Here is a 24,941-nt window from a genome sequence, read left to right on the forward strand (position 1 = left end):
CGGGTGGAAAAAAAGGACAAAAAGAAAAAGTCCGATAAATGGGAATGGATTACTGAGGTGCTCTTGTTTATACCCGAACTAATAATATTTCCTATTAAATTACTGTTTAAAGGAGCAGTTAGTATATTTAAATATTGGAATTAATAGCTGACATCATCCTTATTAAGCTTTTTGCATGGCTGTCCTGTAGGGAGTATTGGAATACAAAGGTACAAGGAAGGAGGTTTCTTAAATGAAAAAGAATACGGGTGTTACATTCCAAGTAAGAATATCTAATTATGAGAAAGGTAGAGAATGGTATGAAACTCTTTTTAACAGAAAACCCGACTTCGTACCACATGAAGATTTCGCTGAGTGGGAAATAATTCCTGATGCTTGGATTCAGGTAGCTAAAGGGAAACCCGCAATAGGTAATGGCCCTATTCGATTGGGAGTAGATGATATAAAAAATGAAAGAGAACGCCTTATGAAAGAATTGAATATAGGAATAGAAGAAATTAATACAAGAGAAGGTGTGCCAGCGGCCTGGTGTTCCTTCGAAGATCCTTATGGAAATAGGATAGGGTTATATCAGGATCTTTAATTATTAGGACGTTATTCAAAATAGGGGTAGTTAGTTTATTTAAATATTGGAATAAAGATTAATGATTTCTATAATAGAAAAATGAAGGGGAGATAACTATGACAAGACAATTTTGGATAAACTTGCCGGTGAAAGATATCGATAAATCAAAAGATTTTTTTGCAAAACTTGGATTTTCTGTTAATAAGCAAAATAGTAATCAGGCGGCATTGGTCATTGGAGATAAAAATGCTCCAGTGATGCTTTTTCAGGAGTTAGCATTCAAGAATATTATTAGAAATGAAATCGTCGATACAAATCAAGCTTCTGAAGTTTTACTGTCCATTGATGCGGCTAGTAAAGAAGAAGTAGATGAATTGACAAAGAAGGTAGTAAATGCGGGCGGTTCAATCTTTGAGGAACCTGCAGAGCACCATGGGTGGATGTACGGATGCGGTTTTGCTGATTTGGACGGTCATCGGTGGAATGTGTTGTATATGGATATGAGCAAGATGCCAAAAGATTAAGAATTTAAAGAGCTAAACCCTAAGCTAACTGGTGGCTTCGTTACATAAAAATACATAAAAACGAGTTTGGATTACAAACTCGTTTTTATGTATAGATTTTGTGAATGTTTGAAGTTTTGTACCCTATGATTCAAATAAGAGGTTACTTCTTATTCACTAGATTAATTATTACTTTTTTCTTCACTAGCCGCCATTTTATCGCTAGTTTCTTTCGTCTCATATCTTAATCGGTCAAGATCAATATCATCAAGCATGTTATTTTTACCAGATATGTTTTCCAGTAAATCTTTTACATCAATACCCGAAGAAGCTTTTAGTGATTCCTGTAAAGTAGACATCAAATTTGTTGCATAACCTGTTACTTTATTTGCGCCGCCTTCACTCCCACTACCGCCAGTATCGACTACTGTAATTTTATCAATGTTGGCTAATGGACTTGCTACCTGTTTTGCATATTCAGGAAGCATTTGCATAACCATATCGAGAATAGCCGCTTGACCGAATTCCTCGAATGCTTCGGCAATCTTTCTTTTTGCTTCTGCCTCTGCCAAACCTTTCAAACGAATAATCTCTGCTTCCGATTCTCCCTGAGCTCTTTGGGAATCTGCTTTTGCTAGACCATCCACTCTTACTCGCTCGGCTTCGGCTTTCGCCTGGGATTCGATTCGGTATTGGTTTGCTTCTGCCTCCGCAATTTCTTTTGCCTTGTTTGCTACTGCACCTTGCTCCACAGAATAGCGGTCTGCATCGGCTTTCTTTTTGACTTCCGAATCGTATTGCTTTTCACGACGAAGTATTTCTTTTTCTTCCAGTTCAATTTGCTTCTTACGCTCGATAATTTTGATTTGCATTTCTTGCTCGGTAACTTCCTGTTTCGAACGGGCAGTTTCCAAATCATATGCTTGGTCAGCGCGAGCTTTTGCAGCATCTTGTTCATAACGATACTCAGCCGTTTTTAACTGATTCACTTTTTCGGCTTCGGCAATTTCAGTTGCACGCTCTAATTCGGCTCTTTTTGCATCCTTTGCTGCCTCTGCCCGTTTAATCCGTGTTTCTTTATCGGCTTCAGCTGTAGCGATATCCGCATCACGTTTAACCTGCGCAATCCGTGGTTTACCTAACGAATCTAAATAACCATTTTTATCTTTTACATCTTTAATGGTGAAGGATACAATGATCAATCCCATTTTAGCTAAATCCTGGGAAGCGACTCGTTGAACTTCTTGTGAAAATTTATCCCGATTCTTATAAATTTCTTCTACCGTCATCGAACCAAGGATGGAACGAAGGTGACCTTCTAGGACCTCTTTTGCCTCGTTTTCACGATCTTCTTTCGTTTTTCCTAAGAACTGCTCTGCGGCGGTGGCGATTTCTCCAATCGATCCACCAATTTTGATGATCGCAGTTCCATCAGCCATAACCGGTACGCCTTGCTCGGTGTATACTTCTGGTGTTGTAACTTCGAGTTTACTAGATAACAAGCTTAGTGGCTCTGCCTGTTGGAAAACAGGTAATACGAATGTACCGCCACCGCGAATAATTTTTACTTTATTGCCGGATTCATCTACATGAACATTCTTTCCACCAAGATAGCTACCTGTTACAATTAGTGCTTCATCAGGTCCTGCTGTCCGGTATTTGGTAATAAATACACCAATGAGAGCAATAAGTAAACATGCGGCAATACCAACGACTATCCAAACTCCTGTAAACATTTCTTTTCCCCCTAATCTGTTTAAAAATTTATTAAAATACTCATCCAGCTGGAATCGTATGTTTAATCATCTAAATTTTCATATGGATCGACATATAAGACACCATTTTTCACTTCAATAACGAGCACTTTCATTCCTTCATCAATAACTGTATTTTCATAGCTTGAAGCGGGCTTAGAAATCATGCCGCTTTTACTCTCGATGACAATCTCACCAAAGCCATTTTCAGGAATAGGTATAATAATTTTTCCGACTCTTCCTACTAAAGATTCTTCCGTATAACTAAGTGATTCTTCTGCGGAGGCCATTGGAATAAGAACAAAAATATTTAGAAGTGTGTCCAGTATGAATGCGATAATAATAGAAATAACAATGATGAATAGACTGGATATAGATGTTACGAGCTCCATCACGTACCCTGAAGCAGAGAAGAAAGTAATAAATGCTAGGAGAAGGGCAGGATGTAGAAAACTAATGGATTGCCCAACCCCCTCAAGGATATCTCCAAAGAGGATGTAAAGAAGTGTCAAGCTTCCTGCCACAATCAGTAAAATGACATAAATCGTTTCAATTGGTGCTCCAAATATAGTCATACGCATCAATCCTTCTTATGTAATGAATTTTATTTTCCATGTTACTTACTTGTACGAATGTAATTAATGATAGGTTTCAAAAAAATCAAAAAATTTTTAAGGGACCGGGACTCTGGTGAATCTGAAGTGGTTATTATCCTTTCAATAATAGTAAGAATAAAACTTGCGCGAGAACGTTTGTTCTGGTTAAATTAGATTATAAGATTTATTTTGGATTTATGCAAGTCTTGATTGTGGGAGTCATTGTGGATGAATTAAGGTAGAGGTACTACTTCAATCAGACTCTTATCTAAGGATTCAATAAAATTTATATAGGCTAAATAATAGTTAGATTTTTGTGTTAATATAATCATAGGAAATCTATTGCCTATGCAGTAATAATGTATATCGTTATCTAGGATGTATTCGGAACGTACAATGGCTGTGATTGTTGCAAGGTGGTTGATTTTTCGAGCATTTGATATATCATTATCACTATTAACTACTGCTATATCAATCTTCACATAACTAGCATCAACGAAAATGGCGAATTATTGAACTCTTACATAATCAAAATGTTTGAACAGAGGTGTTTTCTATTGAAAAGCGAGCAAATCAATCGTCATTTTCAACAACTAAAACAACAGAGAGACACTTTTTATAAGGACAAGGGTATAAATTTTGAAGAACCATGGAGAAGGCCGATGCCAGATAAGTGGTCAATAGGTGAATCCTTATACCATCTGCTACTAATGGTACGGTTATTTCGCCGATTTTCTACAATTTATATTCCTGTTATGATGCCATTAGCTTATTTACGCAGGAATAAACCTTATAAAATAGAGACCCATGATATTTATCAAGACTATCAAAAAAAGAAAAAGAAATCGATGAATGCCCCGTTGTTAATAAAACCACCTGAAGGGTTAGCCAATAAGTGGAGTTTTGAAGAAACCAAGGAACTACTAGGAAGAGAAACTGATAAACTTATGGGAAATCTCAATACGATTAAGCAAGATGTAGCGGGACAAATCTATTATCCAGATCCAATTGCAGATTATCCAAATTTGGTACAATGTGTACATTTACTAGCGATTCATGAGCAACACCATTTTAACATTATGGGTAAAATAAATAAGTGAAGTAGAAAAGGAGATTATTATAATGTATGAACAAAAAACGAAAGAAAACGATCGCAGTGTCATCGAATTCATTGAAAATGTCGATAGCCCTAAAAAGCGTGAAGAAGCATATAAGTTATTAGATATTTTCACCGAAACAACAGTTTGTAAAGCAAAGATGTGGGGGACAAGTATTATTGGATTCGGTTCGTATCATTATAAGTATGCTTCTGGACATGAGGGTGATGCCCCGTTAGTTGGCTTCTCACCTCGAAAAGCGAAAATTAGTTTGTATTTTGCGACTGGGGACTCAAAAAGGGAAGAATTATTAAAGGACTTTGGAAAACATACGTCAGGAAAAGCTTGTGTGTATATTAATAAAGTAGCAGATATTGATGTGGATGTATTAAAAGCATTAATCAATCAATCTGTGAAGTTTTTGAATGAAACCTATCCGAATAATTAGCAGGAGTTGTTACCGTTGAAATCTCGTGAACACAACATATAAAAACATAATAATTTCATAAGAGGACCTCCATTTTAACCAGATATATCTATATGAATCTTAAAAACTGGAGAAATAAATATGATAAATGATAAGCTTTTTTTAGATTATTTAAAGGATGTAAATCAGCATTTTGAAGGCTGGGATTTTTCCTATATATCTGGAACAGGGAGGATGGGAAGTGAGTTACTTTCATGGTCATATGGAAGTATGGCTAAGCCTCTTATTCAGAATGCTCATTCCATGCTCGATATGGGAACTGGCGGTGGGGAGTTTTTGTCCATGCTACGTCCGTTTCCAAAAAAAATAGTTGCGACAGAAGCGTACAAACCAAATGTCCCAGTTGCTAAAAATAGGCTAGAACCTTTAGGTGTTCAGGTTGTTCAGATTGAAGAAGATTCGGAACTTCCATTTGAGAAGAATCAATTCGATCTGATTGTTAATAAACACGAGGCTTATTCCCCGAAAGAGATAAAACGATTACTTTCGAATGGTGGGATTTTCCTCACTCAGCAGGTCGGTGGAACGAACGATTCTGGGATAAATGAAAGTCTAGGTGCCCCTGTTAATGATGAATTTATAAACTGGAATCTAGAAGCCGCATTGAATGAATTGGCGGGTCATTCGTTTAACGTAACTTTTAGCAACGAAGAATTTCCAGTCGAACGTTTTTATGACATAGGTGCATTGGCATACTACTTAAAGGCAATCCCATGGCAGGTGCCTGATTTTAGTGTAAAGAAATATGAAGAGAAGCTATATCAGATTCATCAACAAATTCAATCTGTGGGATATTTTGAAGTGAAACAGCATCGGTTTATAATTTTAGCAAAAGCGGTATAGATTAATTTTTTATAGGCTAGGAGTGATGATTATTTGATATACGAAAACTGTTAACAACCTATTTTGCTTCAACAATCATCGCTCTTACGTTAGCCTTCTTCTCTTTAAATGATAGTTACCCTGAACCTAACCTTGGCAATTCAGTTATGGGTTAGTTTTTAACGTACATTGAGAATAATTGAACTTCTGCGAAAGCACCATTAAAAATTGGTGCTTTTTTTGTGTTTAAAATTTTTGGGTTTTGAAGCGTGGATAACTAATGCGCATAAACAACAGGGCGCTTGCGCTTTTCTTATTGGGTTAGGTGTGATATAAGTCACTTCCTGAAATTAGTTTTAGTTTTACTATAAGTAATAATAAATTAATCCAAAGGAAGGAGTCGTGAAAGTGAATAGGGGATCAGATCATACTATTACCGATAAATTTAATCGACCACTCCGGGATTTACGTATATCTGTCATAGACCGTTGCAATTTCCGCTGCACATACTGCATGCCTGCGGAGGTATTCGGCTCAGATTATCCTTTTTTGAAAAAACAAGAGCTTCTTAGCTTTGAAGAAATAACTAGGGTCGCTCAGTCATTTGCAAAATTAGGAGTCAACAAAATACGAATAACCGGCGGAGAGCCGTTAATGCGAAGGGATTTAGAACAATTGATTCAAAATCTATCATGTATCCCGGGAATTAAGGATCTTGCCATGACAACCAATGGTAGCTTGCTTTCTAAAAAGGCAAAACAGTTGAAGGAAGCGGGCTTAAAACGGGTAACAATTAGTTTGGATTCGCTTGATAACGAGAAATTTGGTCGAATTAATGGCAGGGGAGTTAAAGTTGATAGCGTATTAAACGGAATTAAAGCAGCACAAGAAGTTGGTTTGAAAGTAAAGGTGAATATGCTAGTTAAGCGTGGTGTAAACGAGCATGAGATTATTCCCATGGCACGTTTATTCCAGGGAACTGGGACAGTACTACGATTCATTGAGTATATGGATGTTGGGAATTCAAACGGTTGGACGTTTGCTGATGTTATATCAAAAGAAGACATAATTAATAGATTAGAAGAAGAGATGCGGCTAGTACCAATAGAACCTGATCACTATGGCGAGGTAGCAACTAGATATCTTAACAAGGATTCGGGCGACGAATACGGGTTCATTTCTTCCATAAGTGCACCGTTTTGTTCATCATGTACGCGGGCACGCTTATCTGCTGACGGGAAAATTTATACATGCCTGTTTGCTGCAAACGGAACAGACCTTCATACCCCAATAAGAAGTGGGGTTAGTGATGATGAATTGAATGGAATAATCAGCCAAACCTGGGGTAACCGAACGGACAGATATTCAGAGGAAAGAACTCCAGAAAAAGTGGCAGAACGGAACAAACAAAAAATTGAAATGTCCTATATTGGCGGATAAGGAATTAGTAATGATACCGAATGGCACCAACTTGATAAGAAATTACAATAGTGTGATATCCGTCACATCATTCACTTTTTTGCTTGGTTACAATGAAGTCAATAAATAGTCAATCTGTTGAGGAGGTACGGTAATGGCGGATATAAATGGGAATGAAAAGGCTGCTCGTCTGCATACGATGCTACAAGAGACGCTTGAACCAATAACGATGAAACTCGAAAAGATTGAACAAGAGATGATAGAAATCCGCAAAAACCAAGAAGAATTAAAAGTGTTGTTGAAAGAGAACAGAAAAGGTTTCTGAAAAATTTAAGTTGGAAGGGATGAATGATGATGTCAGGTCCGGCATTAAAACATGTAGATAGCCACTCGGCCATTCATGAGGCAGCTTTAATTGAAGCGACTGAACTAACTAAAATACTTGATCATCTGGTAACGAACAATCAATTAGATAAAGCTTTAGAGGTCGCTTTTGTCATTGTGGAGCACTGGGAAACACGAACACTTCAGCACGCAGAATCAGAAGAAGAGGGGTTATATAAAGAATTAGAGGAGTCATCACCAGAGTTAAGAGATTCTATTATTGCTTTAAAACGTGATCACAATCTATTGCGATTGTTGGTCAAGGAAATTAAAACTATTTTAGATGGAAAAGGAGTAAGTGACGAGGTTGTTCAGCGACTCCAAGCCTTAATATTGGTTGATTTGCTGCATAACCAGGAGGAAGAAAAAATATTGCCGCACCACTAATAAGTCGGATGCAAATGTTGGACCAGATAATGAAACCAGATTGGAGGTGGTCGTCCTTGACTTCCGAAGAAAAAACATCTAAGCCAGAGCGGTCTATACGGGCAATAGCGCCAGAATTATACGCTAATATCATTTCTGAATTGGAAAATGCCCATATTCATCCATACGATATTCAAGCTAATGCTGTAAAAGAGGATGGTGGATATAAGCTCATTATACGATTTGGCGAAGATTTCGCGCATACTGAGTCTGAATTTTTTTCATTTCAATCTATTGAAAGAATGGACACTGACTTAACTGAATTTGTAAAGAAAATTGGTGAAGCTTGTAAGCAAGTAATGATTCAGGATTATTATAAAATGATGAAAATGTAAAGCGAAGGGGATGATGAAATGTTTTCATATGAAAATGATGCAAACTTTGTTCAGGATCGCGAGGACTTAATTGCAATACTACGAATGAGATTTGGTGATATACCATCTGGTGTTGTGGAAGCCGTGTATGAACTAAATGAATTGGACACTTTAGAGCGGTTAATATTGGTTGCAGCAAACGCTCCGAGCCTGAAGGTTTTTCTAGAGGAATTGGAGGAAGGCAACGGTAGTTTCCGTATTATGGGCGAACGTTTTAATCCAATCGAAGCATTGTCCGAAAGGGATGGTATCAATGGGGAAAAAGGAAAATAAGTTATTTCAGTCATTAAAACATTTAAAACCTGGCGAGCGAATTAATGATGGGTGGACAGAGGAAAGTCCCCGTCCAAGAGATTCGGAAGATCTTTACCGCAGACGCTGGCAGCATGATAAGATAGTTCGCTCAACCCATGGTGTCAATTGTACAGGATCATGTAGCTGGAAGGTATATGTGAAAGATGGGATTATAACTTCTGAAACACAGCAAACAGACTATCCAACCACTGGTGACGACTTCCCTGAATATGAACCACGTGGATGTCCTAGAGGGGCAAGTTTTTCCTGGTATACATACAGTCCCATTAGGGTGAAACACCCATACATGCGTGGGGATTTATATGAACTATGGAAAGCAGAACGTGAACAAGGATACGATCCAGTTGAGGCTTGGGAAAACATTGCAAGCAATCCTGAAAAACGTGCAAAGTATGTTAATGCAAGAGGGAAGGGTGGCTTTGTTCGTGCCAGCTGGCAAGAGACTTGTGAGATCATTGCCAGTGCTTCAATTTATACGATAAAAAAATATGGTCCTGATCGTGTTGTAGGATTCAGCCCAATTCCTGCAATGTCAATGGTCAGCTATGCAGCGGGATCGCGTTTCCTTTCGTTAATCGGTGGATCAATTTTAAGCTTTTATGATTGGTATGCTGACTTGCCACCTGCGTCACCGCAAGTATGGGGAGAACAAACGGATGTGCCAGAGAGCGCGGACTGGTACAATGCTAAATACTTTATTATTTGGGGAACCAATTTGCCGCAAACCCGTACACCTGATGCTCATTTTATGGTTGAAGCAAGGTACAACGGTACAAAGGTTGTTGGTGTAAGTCCTGATTATGCGGAATATGAAAAGTTTGCTGATGTCTGGTTACCTGCAAGAGCAGGTACAGATGGAGCTCTCGCAATGGCGATGACCCATGTAATTCTAAAAGAATTTTATGTTGATAAAGAAACACCATACTTTATTGACTATGCGAAAAAATTTACTGATTTACCTTTTCTCGTCACGATAAATGAAGCGAATGACGATTGTCGTTCTGATCGTTTTTTACGAACAGCTGATATTGATGATACCCATGACCTTGGTGACTGGAAAACATTAGTTTGGGACGCCAACACCAATCAGTTAGAAGCACCAAATGGAAGTCAGGGTTACCGTTGGGATGAGGGAAGAAAGTGGAACCTTGAGCTAAAAAAAGAAGATGGAAGTCTGATTGATCCCAAGCTAAGTTTTATTGATATGGCTGATGAAACAGCTATGATAAGCTTTCCAGACTTTGCAGTAAAAAATGGTGGAGTAGTAAAACGTGGTGTACCAATAAAACACATTCAGGATAAACATGGAAATGTACGAAAGGTAACAACAGTCTATGACCTTATGATGGCCCATACAGGCGTGAATCGCAACCTACCAGGTGATTATCCAGTCGATTATCACGATCCGAAACCATTCACACCTGCGTGGCAAGAAAGCATTACCGGTGTTAATAAGAATCACGTCATTCAAGTGGCAAGAGAATTTGCAGATAATGCAGCACGAACAAAAGGTAAGTCGATGATTGCGATGGGTGGAGGAACGAACCACTGGTATCATAGCGATCAAATTTACCGTTGCATTCTAAACCTTGTTCTATTGACAGGGTCTCAAGGTGTAAATGGTGGAGGCTGGGCACATTATGTTGGTCAAGAGAAAGTACGACCACTTGAAGGCTGGCAACAGGTTGCTTTTGCTAATGATTGGTTAAAACCGCAGCGATTGCAAAACGGTACTTCGTTCTTCTACTTTGCAACAGATCAATTTCGTTATGAGGCAGAAATTAATCAGGACCAGTCAAGTTGGGGTGGAAAGTATAATAATATGCATCCTGCAGATGTCAATGCACTTGCAGCAAGACTTGGGTGGCTTCCGTCATTCCCGCAGTTTACACAAAATTCAATTGACATTGTCAAAGAGAGCCGGGCACGAGGAGCGCATAATCACCAGGAAATTATTGATGATGTCGTGGAACAAATAAAGGATGAAAAATTAGAATGGGCAATTGAAAACCCAGATGATCCAAAGAACTTTCCTAGAGTATTCTTTAACTGGCGCTCTAATTTGTTAGGTGACAGTGGTAAAGGGCATGAGTATTTTGCCAAGCATTTAATTGGTGGGGAAGATCAAATTTTAGCTGAGACTGAAAATTCATGGCAGCCAAAAGACGTTAAGACAGACGGTGAAGCACCAACTGGAAAGGTTGATCTCTTAGTCAGTATTGATTTTCGCATGACGAGCTCGGGTTTGTTTTCCGATATTGTTTTACCTGCAGCTACATGGTACGAAAAGTTTGATATCAGTAGTACGGATATGCATCCTTTTGTTCATCCGTTCAATGCAGCTATTTCCCCTCCATGGCAGGCGAAAAGTGATTGGGATACATTCCGTGAAATTGGTAAAGTATTTTCCGAACTTGCCAATAAGCATTTGCCGGCTACGGAAGATTTAATGATGACACCTCTTGGTCATGATTCCAAAGGTGAAATTGCACAGCCTCATGGAAAAATTAAAGACTGGCGAAAAGGTGAAATTGAAGCAATTCCAGGTAAGACAATGCCTAATTTCCAAATTGTTAAACGTGATTATCCGAACGTTTATCAACAAATGACAACGATAGGACCAGAGATTAAAAAAGGCTATGGCGGAAAAGGGGTAACCATACCTGGCGAAGATGTATATGAAGAATTAAAAAGCCGCTTAGGTGTTTCCAAACGGGAAGGTATTGGTAAAGGTAATCCCGATTTATATTCCGATAGAAAAGCAATTGACGCGATTTTGTTAATGTCAGGGGCAACGAACGGGAAACGTGCTGTAGCGGGTTGGAAGTCTCTTGAAGCTAAAACAGGACAGAAGCTAGAAGAAATTGCAAAAGGGCGCGAAGAGGAAGATGTTACATTACATGATTTAACCATTCAACCTCGTCATGCGATTTCAACTCCAGTGTGGAGTGGATTAGAGAAAGATAATAGACGTTACTCGCCATTTACTGTGAATACAGAGTATAACATTCCATGGCGTACGCTCACGGGAAGACAAAGTTTTTACCTTGATCATGAAATGATGCTCGACTTTGGTGAAGGATTGCCATTATATTTACCACCATTGTCACATGGTCCATTTTTAAAAAACGAAAAAGAAGTTAAAAGTAATGGGAAATCGATAACAGTAAGATATTTAACTCCACATCAAAAGTGGGGAATTCATACGATGTTTACTGATACTACCAACATGTCCACGTTGTTTAGGGGCTGGCAAACGGTATGGATGAATGAGGAAGACGGTGCTTCGATTGGGATTAAAGATAATGACTGGATCGAGGTTTACAACCGAAACGGTGTAATAGCGGCAAGAGTTGTTCTTACCTACCGTATTCCAAAAGGTATGGCTTACATGTATCATGCACAAGATCGAACATTGGGTGTACCAGCAACAGCTATCAACAAAAAACGTGGCGGTACGCATAATAGTGTGACACGTATTTCTTTAAAACCTACCCATATGATTGGTGGCTATTCACAATTAAGCTATGGTTTCAATTACTACGGCCCAACAGGTCATCAAAGAGACACCATTGCAGTTATAAGAGGACTTAAGGAGGTTGATTGGCTTGAGGATTAAGGCACAGGTAGCGATGGTTATGCACCTTGATAAGTGTATTGGATGCCACACGTGTTCGGTAACATGTAAAAATACTTGGACTAACCGTCCGGGGACAGAATACATGTGGTTTAACAACGTGGAAACTCGTCCAGGTCCGGGTTATCCTAAGGCTTGGGAAGATCGGGATAGGTATAAAGGTGGATGGGAACTTAAAAATGGAAAGCTAAAACTTAAAGCTGGTGGACCAATTTCCAAGCTTGCAAATATTTTTTATAACCCGAATATGGCGAGCATGGACGACTTTTATGAACCTTGGACATATGACTATGAAAACTTGATTAATAGTCCTAAGAAGGAAAATATCCCTGTAGCACGACCAAAGTCAATGATCACGGGGAAATATATCGATAAACCAGAATGGGGTCCCAACTGGGATGATGATTTAGCTGGTGGAAGTGAAGTTGTACCTCAGGATCCAAATGTGCAAAAGTTACAAGAGCACATTTCAATGGAATATGAAAAGACGTTTATGATGTATTTACCAAGAATTTGTGAACACTGTCTAAATCCTTCATGTGTGGCATCGTGCCCATCTGGCGCGTTATACAAACGAGATGAAGATGGGATTGTACTGGTTGATCAGGATTCATGTCGCGGGTGGCGTTTTTGCATGAATGGTTGTCCGTATCACAAAGTTTATTACAACTGGAATACACATAAGGCTGAGAAGTGTAATTTCTGTTATCCAAGAACAGAAGCAGGACTACCAACAATTTGTTCGGAGACTTGCGTGGGAAGAATTCGCTATATTGGTGTTGTTTTATACGATGCAGATAAGGTGAAAGATGCAGCATCTGTCGAGGATCCACAAGATCTTTATGAATCACAGCTTTCTTGTTTCCTTGATCCATTCGACCCTGAAGTTATCGAAGAAGCAAGAAAAGCAGGGATTAATGACGCATGGATTGAAGGGGCACAGAATTCACCGGTATATAAAATGGCAATCAAATGGAAAATTGCTTTACCATTACATCCTGAATATCGTACATTACCAATGGTTTGGTATGTGCCACCGCTTAGCCCGATCATGAACCATATTACAAATGAAAACGAATTAAGTACGGACGGCTATATTCCAGCTGTAGACCAAATGCGTATCCCGATGGAGTACCTGGCTTCGCTTTTGACAGCTGGAGATACGGAAGTAATTCGAAAAGTACTTCTTAAGTTAACTGCAATGCGTGTTCATATGAGAGGAAAAACAGTTGGTGGTATCGATCAATTTCGGTCAAGTGAGTTAGTAAGAGAAGCAGGCACAACTCCTGAAGAAATTGAGGATATGGTTCGTTTATTAGGTGTTGCCAAATACAATGAACGATTCGTAATTCCAACTGGACGTCGGGAGATGGATGATGATCTGCATTATAAACAGGGGGCGTGCAGTATTGAAGACCTGGCACCACCTGAAGGTATGGTAACCTATCCATTTGGAAAGGGTGAATAAGCTATGGATCAACAACAACGCGCGTTACTAGCCATAACTTCTCGTCTGTTAAGTTATCCTCTAGATACATTTAAACAGGAACAAACAGATATTAAAAACTGCATTATGGAAAACATCACTTCAGAAGAATTACTTAAAGAATTGGAAACTGCATTTGTTTCTTTACACAGTTTGACGTTACAGGAACTTCAGGAATTATATGTGGCAACATTTGATTTGAAATCCAAGCTCGGACTGTACCTCACAGCACACGAGCTTGGAGATAGCAGCAAACGTGGTGCCGCGCTAATTAAACTACAAAAAATAATTAATGAGGCTGGATTTGAACGGATGGAAGGTGAATTAGCCGATTACATGCCAATGCTTTTTGAATTCTTGGCAGTAGCACCTGAAGATTCCCATCATGAACGCTTGCAAAGGCGTCTTGCTGTTGCTGTGCAGCGAATGGTAAACAATATTGCCGATGAAAACCCATATTCTGCAATTCTATTAATCTTAATGGAATATGTATTTCCGGTACCAACCAAAGAAGAAGTCGAGAAATTGGAATTTGAAAGAGAAGAAGCAGATTTAGAAGAAATGCCATATCCAATTATGTATCAGTAATTAGGTGAGAAATTATAACAAAAGGGGGATATGCAGATGACCGCTATTTTCTGGTGGGCCATTTTCCCGTACATTACAATAGGAATCATGATTGTTGGAGTGCTTTACCGGTATGCTTTTCGTCAGATGAGTTGGGCAGCACCATCAACAGAAATCTTTGAAAAAAAATGGCTGCGCATTGGATCACCTTTGTTCCATTGGGGTATAGTATTCGCCTTTATTGGCCATCTAATGGGGATGGTAATTCCTAAAGGGTTTTATGAATTTTTAGGAATTACCGACCATCTATATCATATTGGAGCAATTTATGGTGGTGGTCTTGCTGGTTTAATGGTGGTTGTAGGACTTGTCATCTTACTTATTAGAAAAATAACGATTGACCGAGTACGCGTCCATGCAACATTTGCTGACTTTTTCACTGTCATTTCGTTGCTGATTGTTGCTGGAATGGGGGTATATATGACGCTCATCTATAATACAACAGTAGTTGAGTATGAATACCGGACAACAATTGGGCCTTGGTTTCGTAGTCTGTTTGTATTTCAACCAAACTATCAATTGATGGAAACTGTCCCACTTATTTTCAGAATACACGTAATTTCAGCCTTTGCGTTGTTTGCATCAATTCCATTTACCCGGTTAATTCACTTTTATAGTGTACCGTTAAAGTATCCACTTAGAGCACCACAACAATATCGCTCGAGATCAGGATTTAAAAGAAAAGGGTTATAAATGATTAGAAAAACCGGTTGCTAGCTAGAAGCAACCGGTTTTGTAAAAGAATTAGCGAAATACAATCCGGTTTCAGCTGGTTATACAAAACAACAGGCAACCAAATGGCTGCCTGTTGTTTTAAGATGCATTTTCTTCGATTAACCTTGGAAACATAATGTTGTTTTCAAGATGAACATGATTAAAGATATCTGATTCTAGTTCCTGCAGTTTTAGATAGGTTAGATGGTAAGTTTTACAAGCACCATCAGGCAATTTATAGTCATTTGTTACTTCACGTATTTCAGATAATAGATTTCCGGAATGCTCATGTTCACTTTCAAGCATATTAATTGATTCTACAACTTCTGCTAATACAGTTTTTTTCTTTTCTTGTTCATACGCTTTAATTTTCGGGAATATCATCTCTTCCTCACGAATTAAATGGAGTTCAAGTTCTGTTTTTAGTTGATGGAACTTCGAAAATACTTGGGAGAGCTCCGGATGATTCTTGCTGTGAACCCGATAAACTTTTGTAACGAATCCACTAAGTTCAGGCAATACCTGGTTTAGATATGCATGGTGTTTGTTAACCACGTAATCGATTAGTTCATTATAGCTCTTTTCTGTCCAGTCGATTTGTTTTTCCTGCATTGCGATCGTGGAATTATATAATTCATTTATTTCTTTTAGAATGTATTCTTTATCTAATTGCTTTTTATCGATAGCTTCACCAATTGGACGATCTCCACCACAACAAAAATCGATTTTATAGCGTTTTAAAACTTGACTTGCCATTGGAAACTTCACTACAATATCGCCAGTCTTTGATTGTTCGGTAAATAGTTGTTCCATTATAATCCCTCCAATTATTTATTTCACCTTTACTATAATCCTTTTTCAGCTAGTAGTCTGTGAGGTAAATCACAGAACAGATAGAAATTATCTATTATGATAAGATGGGATACAATTGTGTATAGGTCGTAGTGTGCGAGAGCATATTTCTGTCTTTGGAGGTAGTTGGAAATGATAAATTTATTATACTTTAGCATTGTATTTGCATTTTGTTATTTCATTCAAAGATTGTTTTTGAAAAAAGAATTCTCTTCCACTGCCTCGGGTGCAATCGTGATGGGGAATGGAATATTTCTTTACAGCGCAATGCAACAGTTTCCATCCCTGTATGATTATGGGGAAATTTTTGCGTTCATTCTTGCTGCAGTATGGGCATTGATCGTAATATCGATTATTTCAACAATCCCAAAGCATTCATTTAAAAAAAGACACTTTCCTAACTCCATTCATGTATTTGCAATTGGGACATGGGTGGCTGGGACTTCTGTTTTAGGAAATGTTATTCATCAGTTTTCTCTCAATCTAGGGATATTCCCATATATTATGGGAATATTGAATGTGGCTCTTTATATATGGTACATGTATCATATTTTCAAAGCATACAGGGAGATTTTTCGGACATCGGCAAAAAATCAGGTTCATGGTGTGATTTTGCTTTCCACAGTCAGTACTCAATCGATTGTACTTTTACTATTTAACATTTTTAATAAAGGACTACCTGACTGGGGGAGTGCGACTTTAATTGGTTTTGGCATATTATTATATTGTATTGGATTATACTTGATCTTTAGGCGTTATGTTTTTATACGAAACTGGAACATGAAAGACGATTGGAAAAACACAAACTGTATTTTACATGGTGCAATCTCAATTACGGGTCTAGCAACAGTGACAACAGGAGTGTTTAACTATAATTTTATTTTATTGTTGTGGATTTGGGTAATTGCTCTATTCGTCATTGTTGAAGGTATTGAAATTTCGCGGATTATTATTCGAATCAAAAGTTATGGACTTGTTCTGGCGATAGGAAGTTACGATGAATCTCAATGGTCAAGAAACTTTACGTTCGGTATGCTATATGCATTCACAGCTCGTTTTCAAATGGATACCAGTTCAATCTTTTACCCAATACGAAATATAATAATTGAGTACGGACCATGGGTAGTCCTGCTATTTCTAGTCAATGAAATATTATTATTCTTCAAAGTCAAATGGAATAAAAAACGAGATTTGAAACAGGGAGAGGTCGGGACAAATGGAAGCAAAGCATAAAGGAATAAAACGACATGAGGCACTTTATTCATTGTCACATCATCACCATCATGCATTGGTTGTTGCATTACATTTAAAACAGGCGGGTACTGAAAAAAGTAAACTTTCGTTAGAGGAGATTAAAAAGGAGGTACAGGATTTCTGGGAACCAGGTGGACTACAGCATTTTCGTGAGGAAGAAGAAATCCTGCTAACAGCTTACGCTCAATACGCCTCAATCGATCAACCGGAAATCGCAGAAATGCTTTTGGAACACATAAAGATTCACGCCAAAATTGATTCACTAGGTAAGTTAGAAGGTAATCCCGTCTCTTTAATGAATGAACTGGGTGAATTACTTGATGGGCATATTAGAAAAGAAGAACGTGTAGTTTTTCCAATGATTGAAAGTGCACTACCAGAGGATAAGCTTAAGGAATTGTCCTCTCATCTGCATGTTAATGACACAAAGTTGTAAAAAAGTTTGATTTTCGAGATGAAAATAAGGGGATTCCCCGATATTCAGAAACTGTAAACTTTTATATAGTGGATATATGAAAAGATAGACGTAGCTTCAACATGTGTTTAGAAGGAGGCAAGTTACAGATGAGTCCTGTCAGTCAATTGACCGTGGAAACGAATACCGCACACTTTTCGAGTAAGTGCTTTAAAAAGATACGTGAAATTATGTACATGGAGAAATTCAGTACAGCTTCAAAAGTATTTTGGGAAGGTGATCCCAATGAGAAGTTATATTTTATATTGGAAGGCACTGTGAAGTTAACAAAATTGAGCGAAGACGGCAAAGATTTAACACTGTATTATTTTTTTCCTGGAGACATGTTTGGAGAATTTGATCCAATGCATAAACAAACAAGTGCATTCACTGCAGAAGCAATGGATGATTGTATTATTGGAGTAATTCAACAAAAGGATTTAGAAATGGTCCTTTGGCAAAATGGTGATTTAGCAATTGAATTCACACAGTGGATGAGTCACATGCAACGTTTTACACAACTCAAACTAAGAGATTTGTTATTTCACGGTAAGAATGGTGCACTTGCTGCCATCTTAATAAGAGCTGCTAATACTTACGGCATCAAAAATGGAAATAAAATAGTTATTACAAAAAAATTTACGAACAGTGAAATGGCCAATTTAATTGGAGCAACCCGTGAAACTGTGAATCGTATGCTAGCTGCATTCAAACGAGATGAAATGATTACATGTGAACATGGGCAAATTGAAATTCTAAAACTAGCTGCATTAAAAAAGTTGTGCAGATGTGAGGAATGTTCTTTGGCGATTTGTAGATTATAGGTTTAAACATCATCCAGCACGGATCAGTAAGTGAAAATTGGTGGTTATTAGCCCTTGCCGATGGTAGAATATAGTAATAACTATATTCAAATTGGTGAAGGGTGATTAGATTTGTCTGAACAAATCCGCGTATTAGTTGCAGATGATCATGTAATTGTTCGAACAGGATTAAAATTATTGCTCGCACAGCAAGATGATATTGTGGTTATCGGTGAATCGGCGGACGGGAAAGAAGCAGTGGAAACAGCATTGTCTATCCGTCCAGATGTTGTAATTATGGATTTAAGTATGCCCCCTGGAACAAACGGAATTGAAGCAACAACACAGCTGAAAAGACTTGATCCAGCTATTCATGTGTTGATTTTAACCATGCATGATAATGAGAACGAACTATTTCGCGTTCTTCAGGCAGGGGCATCTGGTTACGTTCTAAAAGATGCTATTGATTCAGAATTAATTAATGCTGTTCGTATTGTAGCGAAAGGGGAGGTATATTTATACCCTTCCGCAACGAAAAAGTTGGTGGAGAATCTTCTCCAGGAAATTTCCAATGAAGAATCACCGTCTACATATAAACTGTTATCTGATCGGGAAAGAGAAACACTTGTATTAATTGCAAAAGGATATGGAAATAAGGAAATTGGAAATTTATTGTATATAAGTGTAAAAACAGTTGAATCACATAAAAGCAAAATCATGGCGAAGCTAGGTCTGAACAAACGCCATGAGCTTGTTGATTATGCGATTAAAAGAGGAATGCTAGATCTTGATTATTATACTTGATGTGAGAAAACCTCCTGTGACGGAGGTTTTTTTACAAGGAAAGTATAAAACTTTGGCGTTAATCTGTCTAGCTCCAGCGCCTAGCCCCTCGAGGTTTTAAGTCAAATCTCTTTGTGATAAAAATCATCACTAAGAGATTCGTCTTAAACTTGTCGGGGCTGACCAAGGCGCTTGCGCTTTTCTTAACGATTATCAAAAAATGTTTTAAGCTCATGAAACGAACGGATGAGCTTTTCAAAAAGACTATTTGCTTTATCCCAATCTTCTTGTATGACAGATTGCTCAATAGCCTTACTAATAGTGGCCATTGTTGTTGCTTCAACAACTACGGAAGAACCCTTTAATGCATGGGCAGATTCGGACGCTGATACGCTATCTTGTTCATATAGGCTGTCATGTAACTTGTCTAGCAAGTTTGGAGTTGATTCGATAAATACTTGAATGAATTCTTTAACCACATCATCCCCATAGGTGTTTTTCAACTTTTTTATGTTAACTGGAGATGCTCCTTGCTCTATCGTATTGAAGGGGCTTTTTGACATCCATTTATGAAGAATCTTCTCTAATTGTTCTAGTGTAACAGGTTTACTGAGGTAATCATTCATGCCCGCTTTTAAATACCTATCTTTGTCAGACTGCATGGCATTGGCTGTCATAGCAATGATTGTTGTATTGCCTTTTTTTTCTGTCATTTTACGAATTTCTTCAGTTGCTTCGACGCCATCCATTTCGGGCATTTGAATATCCATAAATACAATTGCGTAGTCTTTTTGATTTATTTTTTCAATGGCTTCTTTTCCATTCATTACAGCATCAACTGTATAACCAAGTTTTTTCAATTGATAGATGGCAACCTTTTGATTTACTGGATTATCTTCTACAAGTAAAATCGATGCATGCGTATCTGTCTTTTCATTTTGCTGGCTCAAAATACTTTGTGGATTAACCATTGTCTTTGTCATTTCGAAAGTGCTGTCTGCGTTAGGACCTTGAACAGGTTTCCTTTGTTCTTCGCCAGCTTTGATTGGAAGGTTAAACCAAAATGTTGCACCTTTATTTTTCTTACTTCTAACCCCGATTTTACCACTCATCAATTCTACTAAACGTTTAGAAATGACCAATCCGAGTCCCGTTCCTCCATATTTCCGTGTTGTAGACCCATCTGCCTGAATAAACGGCTGAAAGAGTCGACTAATTTCTTCATCTGAAAGACCAATACCAGTATCGATAACACTAAAATGAACGGATATTTTATTGTTATCGTTAGTATAAAGTTCAGTATGAATCATAACACTTCCATGTTCGGTAAATTTAATCGCGTTGTCTGTAAGGTTTAGTAATATTTGACGGAGACGAATCGGATCGCCAAACAGATATGTAGGAATTGCAGGGTCGATAAACGTATATAAAGAAAGCCCTTTGGACCGCGCCTTTGATAATAAAATTTCCGCAATTCCCTCAACAAGTTGCTTCATGTTGAAAGAAACACGGTCGATCATCATTTTACCTGCTTCCATTTTTGAAAAATCAAGAATATCATTAATGATGGTTAGTAGGGACTGGGCCGAATCATGAATAATGTTAACTGATTCCCGCTGTTGTGTGTCTAACTTTGAGTCATTCAAAAGATCTGTCATCCCGATAATTCCATTCATAGGTGTTCTGATTTCGTGACTCATATTAGCAAGGAATTGAGATTTAAGTTCGGAGGCTTCCAGTGCCTGGTCACGAGCAAGTTCAAGGGCATCTTCCATTTTCATTCGATCTGTCATGTCAATTCCAGATCCGACAACTTCTTTAACTGCTCCGTTTTCATAAATGGGGGAAAGAGATACATAAAGTGATTTACCTGCTTGCTCCATGATGTAATTGACATGATTCCCCTCAAAAGCTTCTTTAAATTTAGTAGTTAACAATACAGCTAGTTTTTGATCATAGATGTCAACAGGTCTTTGATTACGTATTTTTTCAGTAGTTATGTTGAGATCTTGTGCCAATTTCCCTTCAGAAAGTGTATAAATGAAATCGTGATTGTCATTTTGTTGGTATTTGAAAACCAGTCCTTGTAAATTTTTTACGGTATATCTAAAGTCATCCTTCAAGGCTTTTTGTAGTGCTTCTTCAGTTGCTTTCCTTTCCGAAATATCCTGGACGATACCAACAAAATGCACATTATTTTCAATATAAAATTTGGAAACGGCAAGATCCATTGGAAACGTTGAACCATCCTTTCGTTTTCCAACTACTTCACGTCCAATTCCGATAATTTTTGCTATACCGGAGTTTAAATAATTATTGAGATAACCGTCATGGTTACTTTTGTATGGTTCAGGCATTAACATGTTGACGTTTTTTCCGATTACTTCATCGGCAGTGTATCCAAATATTTTCTTAGCGGCCTGGTTAAATGACTCGACTTGACCATTCCGATTTATTGTAATAATTCCATCCAAAACATTATCAAGTACAAGTTGCGCAATTTTTTCTTTTTCTGATGAAGAATTTTCTAATGGCATCTATATTATCTCCTTGTATTTTGGGTTAATCTTAATTATATCGTACAATAGATGGGTTTGTTAGAAAACTTAAATAACATAATTGGGCATAATTCATAGTCAGTTTTTCATCTTTAATCAAATGGTAGTAATTTCACTGAGACAAAGTGGGTCAAGTTCATTTTTAGTAAATAAAACCTCATTCACTTGAATCCAATTAATGTGATTCAATAAAAAGGATGGATGTCCAGCATTCGCAAATAGTCCCTCTTCTATTTCAGGTATTATATTTTTTCGGTATAGAGAATGATAGTATACGGGATCCTGTGCTAGAACTGGTAGCACTGCCTGACAGTTAGATTCATTTCGTAGCTTTAGCATGTATTTGACTACTTTTGAATCGATAAAAGGCATGCCACAAGCGACAATCCAGATTGTTGGTCGGTTAGCTAATGATAGGGCGGCATGAATTCCCCCAAGTGGCCCCATTTGTTTATGGTAATCCGTAATAATTCGAATATCTCTTGGAACTACCGATAAAAAGGATCGTGGCTGGTTTGTTACAACGAGAATCTCTGAGCAAACCTTTTTCATTTCATGTATTTGCTTCGTAATGATTACTTGCCCGTCGAATGGTAAAAACGATTTTAAAGTGCCATCAAATGTATCATTGGGACCTCCCGCAAGTATTGCACCTGTAAGCATTCTTTACCCCCCCTTAGAATAATTTATTTAACCTTAACTTAAAAAAGGAATGATGACTGTTAGAATTGTCACAGTCGGATGTAATTTAAAGCAAAATGCTTTTGCACAACCATTTAATAGAATATGATTAATCTATTGTTTTAAAAAATAGTTCAAGCTAGTGCGACATGTTAAAATAAAAGTCGTGGATATTCGAAAAAAGCCCAGAAAATAGGGACAAACAACAGGAACTCCCACTAATATGTCGAAATTCATAGTATAGCGATTTCTAAATAAGTGAGGTGATAATCATTAAAATTGCCAGAATTATATTTGCCGTTTTATTAGTAATTATAATAATCCTTTTAGTAGATGCGTTTCCATCTAATCAAATAGATAAATCTGTTAAAGACACAAAGGAGGAGAGTGTTGTGAAAAAGTCTAAAAACCAAGCAGCCGCTGTTACAGAAACTAGTTCACTACAGCGACAATTGGACGAGTATATTAAAAGTGAACCCCATTTAGCTGGAGCCTTGATTGGAATAAGTGTCAGATCAGCTGCAACAGGTGATGTAATCTATGAACATAATGGCGATACCAGGATGCAACCTGCTTCAAATATGAAGTTGTTTACCGGCGCGACTGCATTATCTATCCTTGGTAGGGACCATACGTTTACGACGGAGATTTTGGCCGATGGACCGATAATGGCCGGCACGATTCAGGGTAATCTCTATCTAAAAGGAAAAGGTGACCCTACACTTTTATCTACTGATTTCACTGATTTTACTAAAGAGATTAGTGAACATGGTGTAACAAAAATAAACGGAGATATCATTGCAGATGATACGTGGTATGACGATATTCGAATTTCGCCGGATTTGATCTGGGACGATGAACAATATTATTATGGGGCGCAGATTTCTGCCCTGACTGTATCGCCAAATTCGGACTACGATGCAGGATCGGTGATTGTTGAAGTACTCCCCGGAAGTAGTGTGGGAGAGAAACCTGAAGTTTCCGTCTCACCTCAAACGAATTATGTGGAAATTGTTAATCATGCCAGGACAGTACCATCAGGAGAAGAAGAGGAAATTAAAGTGGGGCGTGAACATGGAACAAATGTAATTACGATTAATGGCTCCATTCCTGTTGATTCAGGGGCAATAAAAGAATGGATGGCTGTTTGGGAACCAACAGGTTATGCGTTGGATTTGTTTCAGCAATCATTGAAGAGTCAGGGGATATCTTGGACAGGTGATGTAAAAGTAGGAAACGCTCCTGATACTGCTGAAGTTTTGATAGCCCATGAATCCATGCCTTTATCAGAGCTACTCGTACCGTTTATGAAGTTGAGTAACAATGTACATGCAGAAGTGCTTGTAAAGGAAATGGGAAAAGTTATAAAAGGCGAAGGAAGCTGGAAAAAAGGTCTTGAGGTAATGGAAGAAGAACTTCTTAAACTTGGAATGAATATCGAAACAATGAAAATCAGAGATGGTTCAGGGATTTCAAGCATCAATCAAATTCCACCAAATCAGATTTCAAAGCTTTTATATGTTGTTCAAAAGAAAGATTGGTTTCCAGCTTTCATCCATTCCTTGCCCGTTGCTGGTGCAGAGGACCGAATGGTGGGTGGAACCCTTCAAAATAGAATGGAAGAAATCTCTAATCATGCAACGATACAGGCTAAAACTGGAACAATACACTCGGTTAGCTCCTTATCTGGTTATATAAATTCAAGGGAAAGTGAAACCATAATTTTCTCTATTGTAAGTAACCATCTTTTGGATGAGGATGATGGAAAAGATATCGAGGATAAAATTGTAGAAATACTTGCTAGTAAATAATAAAGAAGTAGGAAACAGACCGGTATACCTAGTATCCGGTCTGTAGATTATTTCCGATTGTTGTCCTCGTCTAATGAATCCTGATTTTTCTTTTTTATTTCAGGAGAGTCTTCGGCAAATTCAGTACTGAAGTTTTTTGCGGTAAATTTCTTAGGTCCTTGATGCACATCCTCTTCAAATACATTTCTGTCCATATACTTATGGAAAAGTACTTCCCCAACCGCCAATACAACGGCACTTATAATAGACGCTATCATAAGTGGAATTGCTTCTTCAATAACACCTTCTCCAACAAGCCAAATGATAAAAAAAGCAAGTCCCAGATCAGCAAGTGTTGCTACTGTATTGCTCGTATGCGGTAAAACGAATGCATCACCTAAATAGGAAACTCCAGTTAAAATTAAACTTATTAGAAGTACGTCACCAAAATCAACACCAAAAATCAATCCTAAGACTACAAAAAGAACGGCTGTTACCATGATAAACTTTATTAAAAACGCGGATAAATGTTTAATTATTTTCATCCTCCTTTCCACAAG

25 protein-coding genes are annotated in these 24,941 nt (G+C 37.9%); 19 read left to right on the forward strand and 6 right to left on the reverse strand.

Features of this window, described 5'->3' with window-relative positions; translation table 11 throughout:
* Positions 1-232: 232 nt before the first annotated feature.
* Both LG329_RS18285 and LG329_RS18290 read left to right on the forward strand, forming a co-directional pair.
* On the forward strand, positions 233-583 hold the full coding sequence (locus tag LG329_RS18285) for a VOC family protein (protein ID WP_404452281.1): 351 nt from the start codon (positions 233-235) through the stop codon (positions 581-583).
* 98 nt (positions 584-681) lie between these two features.
* The gene (locus LG329_RS18290; protein ID WP_404452282.1) at positions 682-1,089 is read left to right on the forward strand and encodes a VOC family protein; all 408 of its coding nucleotides are present in this window, start codon (positions 682-684) and stop codon (positions 1,087-1,089) included.
* A gap of 161 nt (positions 1,090-1,250) precedes the next feature.
* Here the strand turns inward: LG329_RS18290 and LG329_RS18295 are convergent, their stop codons facing one another.
* A complete protein-coding gene (locus LG329_RS18295; RefSeq protein ID WP_404452283.1) occupies positions 1,251-2,804 on the reverse strand; it encodes a flotillin family protein in 1,554 nt (517 codons plus the stop codon).
* 62 nt (positions 2,805-2,866) lie between these two features.
* Complete coding sequence (locus LG329_RS18300) at positions 2,867-3,397, reverse strand: hypothetical protein (RefSeq protein ID WP_404452284.1); 531 nt, start codon at positions 3,395-3,397, stop codon at positions 2,867-2,869.
* 578 nt (positions 3,398-3,975) lie between these two features.
* Here LG329_RS18300 and LG329_RS18305 point away from each other — a divergent pair.
* From LG329_RS18305 to narI, 12 genes are all read left to right on the forward strand, one after another.
* Positions 3,976-4,518, forward strand: coding sequence for a DinB family protein (locus tag LG329_RS18305; RefSeq protein ID WP_404452285.1), 543 nt, complete (start codon positions 3,976-3,978; stop codon positions 4,516-4,518).
* A gap of 22 nt (positions 4,519-4,540) precedes the next feature.
* Positions 4,541-4,963 carry a DUF1801 domain-containing protein gene (locus LG329_RS18310; RefSeq protein WP_404452286.1) on the forward strand — a complete coding sequence of 141 codons (423 nt, stop codon included), beginning with the start codon at positions 4,541-4,543 and terminating at the stop codon, positions 4,961-4,963.
* A gap of 120 nt (positions 4,964-5,083) precedes the next feature.
* Entirely contained in the window at positions 5,084-5,845 is a 762-nt protein-coding gene (locus tag LG329_RS18315; protein WP_404452288.1) for a class I SAM-dependent methyltransferase, read from the forward strand.
* 387 nt (positions 5,846-6,232) lie between these two features.
* Complete coding sequence (gene moaA, locus LG329_RS18320; protein ID WP_404452289.1) at positions 6,233-7,264, forward strand: GTP 3',8-cyclase MoaA; 1,032 nt, start codon at positions 6,233-6,235, stop codon at positions 7,262-7,264.
* Between the two features lie 133 nt (positions 7,265-7,397).
* Positions 7,398-7,568, forward strand: a complete 171-nt coding sequence (locus LG329_RS18325; protein WP_404452290.1) for a hypothetical protein — start codon at positions 7,398-7,400, stop codon at positions 7,566-7,568.
* A gap of 23 nt (positions 7,569-7,591) precedes the next feature.
* Positions 7,592-8,014, forward strand: coding sequence for a hemerythrin domain-containing protein (locus LG329_RS18330; RefSeq protein WP_404452291.1), 423 nt, complete (start codon positions 7,592-7,594; stop codon positions 8,012-8,014).
* A gap of 56 nt (positions 8,015-8,070) precedes the next feature.
* Entirely contained in the window at positions 8,071-8,388 is a 318-nt protein-coding gene (locus LG329_RS18335; protein WP_404452293.1) for a hypothetical protein, read from the forward strand.
* Positions 8,389-8,406: 18 nt separating this feature from the next.
* Positions 8,407-8,700: a hypothetical protein gene (locus LG329_RS18340; protein ID WP_404452294.1), complete on the forward strand. Its 294-nt coding sequence runs from the start codon at positions 8,407-8,409 to the stop codon at positions 8,698-8,700.
* Positions 8,681-12,361 carry a nitrate reductase subunit alpha gene (locus tag LG329_RS18345; RefSeq protein WP_404452295.1) on the forward strand — a complete coding sequence of 1,227 codons (3,681 nt, stop codon included), beginning with the start codon at positions 8,681-8,683 and terminating at the stop codon, positions 12,359-12,361. The genes LG329_RS18340 and LG329_RS18345 overlap by 20 nt, the downstream gene beginning before the upstream one ends.
* A complete protein-coding gene (gene narH / locus LG329_RS18350; protein ID WP_404452296.1) occupies positions 12,351-13,847 on the forward strand; it encodes a nitrate reductase subunit beta in 1,497 nt (498 codons plus the stop codon). Before LG329_RS18345 ends, narH begins: the two co-directional genes overlap by 11 nt.
* 3 nt (positions 13,848-13,850) lie before the next feature.
* The gene (gene narJ, locus LG329_RS18355) at positions 13,851-14,453 is read left to right on the forward strand and encodes a nitrate reductase molybdenum cofactor assembly chaperone (RefSeq protein ID WP_404452298.1); all 603 of its coding nucleotides are present in this window, start codon (positions 13,851-13,853) and stop codon (positions 14,451-14,453) included.
* Positions 14,454-14,489: 36 nt separating this feature from the next.
* On the forward strand, positions 14,490-15,185 hold the full coding sequence (gene narI, locus LG329_RS18360; RefSeq protein ID WP_404452300.1) for a respiratory nitrate reductase subunit gamma: 696 nt from the start codon (positions 14,490-14,492) through the stop codon (positions 15,183-15,185).
* Positions 15,186-15,305: 120 nt separating this feature from the next.
* Here the strand turns inward: narI and ric are convergent, their stop codons facing one another.
* Positions 15,306-16,019 carry an iron-sulfur cluster repair di-iron protein gene (gene ric, locus LG329_RS18365; RefSeq protein ID WP_404452301.1) on the reverse strand — a complete coding sequence of 238 codons (714 nt, stop codon included), beginning with the start codon at positions 16,017-16,019 and terminating at the stop codon, positions 15,306-15,308.
* Between the two features lie 171 nt (positions 16,020-16,190).
* Between ric and LG329_RS18370 the strand changes: the two genes are divergently transcribed.
* From LG329_RS18370 to LG329_RS18385, 4 genes are all read left to right on the forward strand, one after another.
* A complete protein-coding gene (locus tag LG329_RS18370) occupies positions 16,191-17,291 on the forward strand; it encodes a hypothetical protein (protein WP_404452302.1) in 1,101 nt (366 codons plus the stop codon).
* On the forward strand, positions 17,275-17,748 hold the full coding sequence (locus LG329_RS18375; protein WP_404452303.1) for a hemerythrin domain-containing protein: 474 nt from the start codon (positions 17,275-17,277) through the stop codon (positions 17,746-17,748). The genes LG329_RS18370 and LG329_RS18375 overlap by 17 nt, the downstream gene beginning before the upstream one ends.
* A gap of 128 nt (positions 17,749-17,876) precedes the next feature.
* Positions 17,877-18,590, forward strand: coding sequence for a Crp/Fnr family transcriptional regulator (locus tag LG329_RS18380; protein ID WP_404452305.1), 714 nt, complete (start codon positions 17,877-17,879; stop codon positions 18,588-18,590).
* Positions 18,591-18,701: 111 nt separating this feature from the next.
* Positions 18,702-19,373 (forward strand): response regulator, encoded by a 672-nt coding sequence (locus LG329_RS18385; protein WP_404452306.1) that lies wholly within the window; start codon positions 18,702-18,704, stop codon positions 19,371-19,373.
* A 182-nt stretch (positions 19,374-19,555) separates the two neighbouring features.
* Here the strand turns inward: LG329_RS18385 and LG329_RS18390 are convergent, their stop codons facing one another.
* Both LG329_RS18390 and LG329_RS18395 read right to left on the reverse strand, forming a co-directional pair.
* Complete coding sequence (locus LG329_RS18390) at positions 19,556-21,889, reverse strand: PAS domain S-box protein (RefSeq protein WP_404452307.1); 2,334 nt, start codon at positions 21,887-21,889, stop codon at positions 19,556-19,558.
* Positions 21,890-22,006: 117 nt separating this feature from the next.
* Positions 22,007-22,573: a molybdenum cofactor guanylyltransferase gene (locus LG329_RS18395; RefSeq protein WP_404452308.1), complete on the reverse strand. Its 567-nt coding sequence runs from the start codon at positions 22,571-22,573 to the stop codon at positions 22,007-22,009.
* A 410-nt stretch (positions 22,574-22,983) separates the two neighbouring features.
* Between LG329_RS18395 and dacB the strand changes: the two genes are divergently transcribed.
* Positions 22,984-24,402, forward strand: a complete 1,419-nt coding sequence (gene dacB, locus LG329_RS18400; protein ID WP_404452309.1) for a D-alanyl-D-alanine carboxypeptidase/D-alanyl-D-alanine-endopeptidase — start codon at positions 22,984-22,986, stop codon at positions 24,400-24,402.
* A gap of 47 nt (positions 24,403-24,449) precedes the next feature.
* Here dacB and LG329_RS18405 read toward each other — a convergent pair whose 3' ends face one another.
* Positions 24,450-24,926 carry a YndM family protein gene (locus LG329_RS18405; RefSeq protein ID WP_404452310.1) on the reverse strand — a complete coding sequence of 159 codons (477 nt, stop codon included), beginning with the start codon at positions 24,924-24,926 and terminating at the stop codon, positions 24,450-24,452.
* Between the last annotated feature and the right edge of the window lie 15 nt (positions 24,927-24,941).

The sequence above is a fragment of the Virgibacillus necropolis genome (assembly GCF_044793635.1).
Taxonomy (GTDB): domain Bacteria; phylum Bacillota; class Bacilli; order Bacillales; family Amphibacillaceae; genus Virgibacillus_F; species Virgibacillus_F necropolis_A.